Origin of the sequence: Candidatus Sororendozoicomonas aggregata, assembly GCF_031528575.1 — a bacterium.
Classification (GTDB): Bacteria; Pseudomonadota; Gammaproteobacteria; order Pseudomonadales; family Endozoicomonadaceae; genus Endonucleibacter; species Endonucleibacter aggregata.
The window spans coordinates 1-4507 of sequence record NZ_JAVLSP010000157.1; the positions used below are offsets into that span (position 1 = coordinate 1).

The 4507-nt window shown below is 48.2% G+C and carries 4 protein-coding genes; all 4 read left to right on the plus strand.

Annotation, left to right across the window (positions count from 1 at the left end):
• The first annotated feature begins 156 nt into the window (after positions 1–156).
• The 4 genes from ftsY (at position 157) to rpoH (ending at position 4241) form a co-directional block, all read left to right on the plus strand.
• Complete coding sequence (gene ftsY / locus V4C51_RS17185; protein WP_330927405.1) at positions 157–1539, plus strand: signal recognition particle-docking protein FtsY; 1383 nt, start codon at positions 157–159, stop codon at positions 1537–1539.
• Positions 1540–1555: 16 nt separating this feature from the next.
• A complete protein-coding gene (gene ftsE, locus V4C51_RS17190; protein ID WP_330927406.1) occupies positions 1556–2224 on the plus strand; it encodes a cell division ATP-binding protein FtsE in 669 nt (222 codons plus the stop codon).
• Complete coding sequence (gene ftsX, locus V4C51_RS17195) at positions 2221–3255, plus strand: permease-like cell division protein FtsX (protein ID WP_330927407.1); 1035 nt, start codon at positions 2221–2223, stop codon at positions 3253–3255. The genes ftsE and ftsX overlap by 4 nt, the downstream gene beginning before the upstream one ends.
• Before the next feature lie 131 nt (positions 3256–3386).
• Positions 3387–4241, plus strand: a complete 855-nt coding sequence (gene rpoH / locus V4C51_RS17200; RefSeq protein WP_330927408.1) for an RNA polymerase sigma factor RpoH — start codon at positions 3387–3389, stop codon at positions 4239–4241.
• The last annotated feature ends 266 nt before the right edge of the window (positions 4242–4507 follow it).

Below are 4507 nucleotides of genomic sequence, written 5' to 3' on the forward strand. Positions count from 1 at the left end.
TTGCTTAAACAGGTCAACTATTCGCACAAATTGATCGAAAATTCTGACTCGCCCTACTGAATTTTATGCTCGAAAGCATAAGTCCGACAGGCTCCTGGCCCGCTTGCATGCAATGGTATATAACGGGTTTTCCAATTTTTCTGAATGAAGTAGTTTATGTTCGGCTCTCGTAATGATGATGATAAAGTCGCCAAGCGGCGTCCATGGCCTTGGGGCAAACGTCATGAGCAGGATCAGTCTGACGAGACCGTTGAGACGCCTCCTGCTACACAGACTGATAACAAAGAACCTGAAAATACTAGCGATGCGAAGGTAGACGTGAATGTTGATTCACCGTCACAGCCCTCTCTGGAAAATAAGTCCAAAGAAAAGTCAGGCTTGTTTTCCCGTATGCGAAAAAAGTTTGAAAAGCAGGGTGATACAGCCGTTGCTGATAGTGCTGAAGCGTCTCAACCGGAGGTAGAACAGGTCACTACAGATCAAGCTGCTGAAGAACAGGTCACTAAAGATCAGGCTGTTAAAGATCAGTCCGCCAAAGAACAGGTCACTGAAGATCAGGCCGTTAAAAATCAGGTCGCTAAGGAACAGGCAGCTCAGGTGCCTCCGGGGAAAAGCAGCTTCTTTTCTCGTATGCGTAAGGGGTTGGATAAAACTCGCAATGTATTGGTGGAAGGCGTCACAGAGCTTTTCATTGGTAAGAAAGAAATTGATGATGATCTGTTAGAAGAACTCGAGACTCAGTTGCTGGTGGCAGATGTGGGGGTAGAAGCCACGAATGTTATCATGGAAAACCTGACCCGCCGGGTACAGTATAAAGAGCTTGATGATGCCGATGCATTGATTGTGGCCTTAAAGACAGAGCTGGCTCGTTTGTTGGAGCCGGCTGATAAACCGTTGGTTATTGATAGCCAGAAAAAGCCCTATGTCATCCTGGTGGTTGGTGTTAACGGAGTTGGTAAGACCACTACCATTGGTAAAATTGCCTGTCAGCTCCAAAAGCAGGGCAAATCTGTGATGCTGGCTGCGGGGGATACTTTTCGTGCTGCCGCTGTTGAGCAGTTGCAGGTATGGGGTGAGCGCAACCGCATACCAGTGATTGCCCAGCATACCGGTGCCGACAGTGCGTCGGTGATCTACGATGCCTTTGAGGCAGCAAAAGCCCGTGGTGCTGATGTATTGATTGCCGATACAGCAGGTCGTCTGCAAAATAAAGACAACCTGATGGAAGAACTCAAGAAAGTGAAGAGGGTGCTGGGCAAGCTTGATGATTCTGCCCCCCATGAGGTGATGCTGGTTTTGGATGCAGGAACTGGTCAAAATGCTCTGAGCCAGGGCAAGTTGTTCAATGAAGCCGTTGGTCTGACGGGTATGACGCTGACCAAATTGGACGGGACAGCAAAAGGAGGCGTGATCTTTGCCTTGTCACGCCAAATGCGGTTGCCTATTCGTTATCTGGGGGTGGGTGAGCAGATTAACGATTTGCAGGCGTTTGAAGCAAAGCTTTTTGTAGATGCACTTTTTGATACCAGTAAATTATAGCGTCGCGGTGTACTGAATGATCCGTTTTGAGAATGTATGCAAACATTACCCGGGAGGGCACACCGGTCTTGATGATCTTAGCTTTCATATCCGGCGAGGGGAGTTTGCTTTCTTAACAGGGCATTCAGGTGCAGGAAAGAGCACCTTGATGAAGTTGGTGATGCTTATGGAACGGGTATCATCGGGGCAGATACAGGTGGGCGGGCATCGCCTGCAATCCTTGAAGCGTAACCAGATACCTTATTTTCGCCGGAATGTTGGGGTGGTTTTTCAGGATCACCAGCTGCTTGCTGAGCAAACCGTTTTTAATAATGTGGCATTGCCTTTGTTGATTGCGGGGCATTCCCATCAGGACTGTGTCGGGCGTGTTCGGGCAGCGTTGGATATGGTTGGGTTGCTTAATCGTGAAAAAGCGTATCCACCTGAGCTTTCAGGGGGGCAGCAGCAACGTGTCGGGCTTGCTCGTGCGGTGGTCAATAAGCCAGCATTGATTTTGGCTGATGAGCCGACAGGTAACTTGGACCCACAGCTCTCCGAAGAAATTATGCGGTTGTTTGAAACGTTTAATCAGGTGGGGGTTACTGTGTTGGTGGCCAGCCATGATCTGACATTGGTGGCACAGATGCGCCGTCGGATTATTACGCTCGATGGCGGTCGTCTGGTGAGTGATCAGGAGGTTGAATGAGTTTGTTTCCTGAAAAAAGGGGGCGAAATAAGAAAAAGAAGCCGTCAACTTCAAAGGAAGCGCGCTCTCATCAGGAGAGCGGTCGGGGGGCTAAAAAGCAGGTTCCCGGCGTGATGTCTCCGGGTTATTTGGTGAGTCTGCACCGCTACATGTTGATGGAGTCGGTGAGACGTCTCTGGGAAACACCGGTTTCCAGTTTTATGGGCAGTTTGATGATTGCCATGGCGTTTGTGTTGCCTGTTCTTTTCTATCTGTCGGTGACCACTATACAACAATTGGGCGAGGGCTGGAGTGGTCATCCTAAAATTGCGCTCTACCTTAAAAGAGATATTGGGCAGGAGCAGTTAGGGAGCATCCGGGCGCAACTGGCAAGAAAACCCTCAGTGAGAGATGTTGCCTATATATCCCCGGAAGAAGGGATGGAAAGCTTTCAGAAACAGGCGGGGGTGCAGGGCATTGTGGCTGAACTGGGAGAAAACCCGTTACCTGGCGTGTTGGCATTAACTATGGCGGATGATTTGTCTTACGCTGAATTAACGGTTCTGGCTGATAGCTTTAAACGGTTAAAAGGCGTTGATCAGGTTCGGCTCGATAAAAAGTGGGTACAGCGGCTACTGGTCATTACTGATCTACTGGAGCAGATGACAGTCATTTTGGCGCTTTTACTAGGGTTAACCATCTGGCTGGCGATTAGTAATACCGTAGGACTCAGTATTGAGGCGCGAAAAAAGGAAATCAAGGTCGTTAAACTTGTTGGCGGTACCGATGGGTTTATTATGCTGCCCTTTTTATACAGTGGTGTTATTTATGGTGTTATGGGTGCTTTTCTGGCGATGGTGATTGCCTGGGCCGTCCTTTTAGTGATAGAGCCTTCAGTTTTGGCGCTGACAGGGCTTTATGGTAGCCAATATGAATTGCAGGGGCCTGGATTTTCCCTGTTTTTTGGGCTAGTTTTGTTTGGGGCCGTTCTCGGTTTTTTAGGTGCTATGACCAGTTGCCGTAAGCATTTAAAGCATTGCGAACCCTGTTGAAGCTTGCCATTTTGTGAAAAAAGTAAATCCTTGAGGTAGTGGTATTGATATTTGGTAATATAATGACTACAAAGAACTTTTAGTCTTCACTGTGAGTCAGGAGAGTTGCAGGAATTTTGTCGGAGTCAGTTATGGAAACCGGATTACAGCCAGTTGATATGTTAGTGCCCGGAGGCAATCTAGATGCCTATATCCAGGGTGTCAGCCGTATTGCTGTGCTCACTGTTGAGCAGGAGCGTGAACTGGCTGGACGCCTTTACTTTGATAATGACCTTGAAGCGGCGCGGCAGTTAGTTATGTCGCACTTGCGGTTTGTTATACATATCGCAAAAAGTTATTCCGGCTATGGCTTGCCCATGTCTGATCTCATTCAGGAAGGCAATGTGGGGTTGATGAAAGCCGTTAAGCGTTTTAATCCTGATGTGGGGGTTAGGCTGATTTCTTTCGCTGTTCACTGGGTTAAGGCTGAAATCCACGAGTTTATTCTACGGAACTGGCGGATCGTTAAGGTTGCCACCACGAAAGCTCAGCGTAAGTTGTTTTTTAATCTTCGTAGCTCAAAAAAACGGTTGGCATGGCTGAATAATTCGGAAGTGGATGCTGTCGCAAAAGACCTTGGTGTTGAGGCGCATGTTGTGCGAGAAATGGAAAGTCGCATGGCTGGTCAGGATACAGCCTTCGATGGTTATGTCGGCGACGATGATGACAATGCTTATCAGGCACCTTCCCATTATTTAGAGGATCGGCGTGCTGATCCTGCAACACAGCTGGAAGAGGAAGATTGGTCGTTATCCTCCATGAGCCAGTTGCGTAATGCGTTAGCACTTCTCGATCAGCGTAGCCGGGATATTTTGGAGAGACGTTGGTTGACGGACGATAAAGCAACGCTTCTTGAGCTGGCTGACGAATACGGCATTTCGGCTGAACGCATCAGGCAACTGGAGAAAAATGCGATGAAGAAAGTGAAAGCCTCAATGCTGGCATGATTATCCCCTGAAACACACGAGTAATGGAAAAGCCGCTAGCATTCTTCTCAGAAGCAGAAATTTTTATCCTCAATTTCTTGCGATCCTCGCTACGGGCGCTACTCTCGGACAGGCTCCTAGCAAGCGGTTTTTTTGTTTTTTGCTATTGAACTTTTATTATGAGTGCGTATAATGCGTCTCCAGCTTGGGCGGCACGCCTTCGGTTATTTTCTCTCCCACGTCAAAACGCGGGTTGACAGAAACCACTGAATCGGTAGAATGCGCCT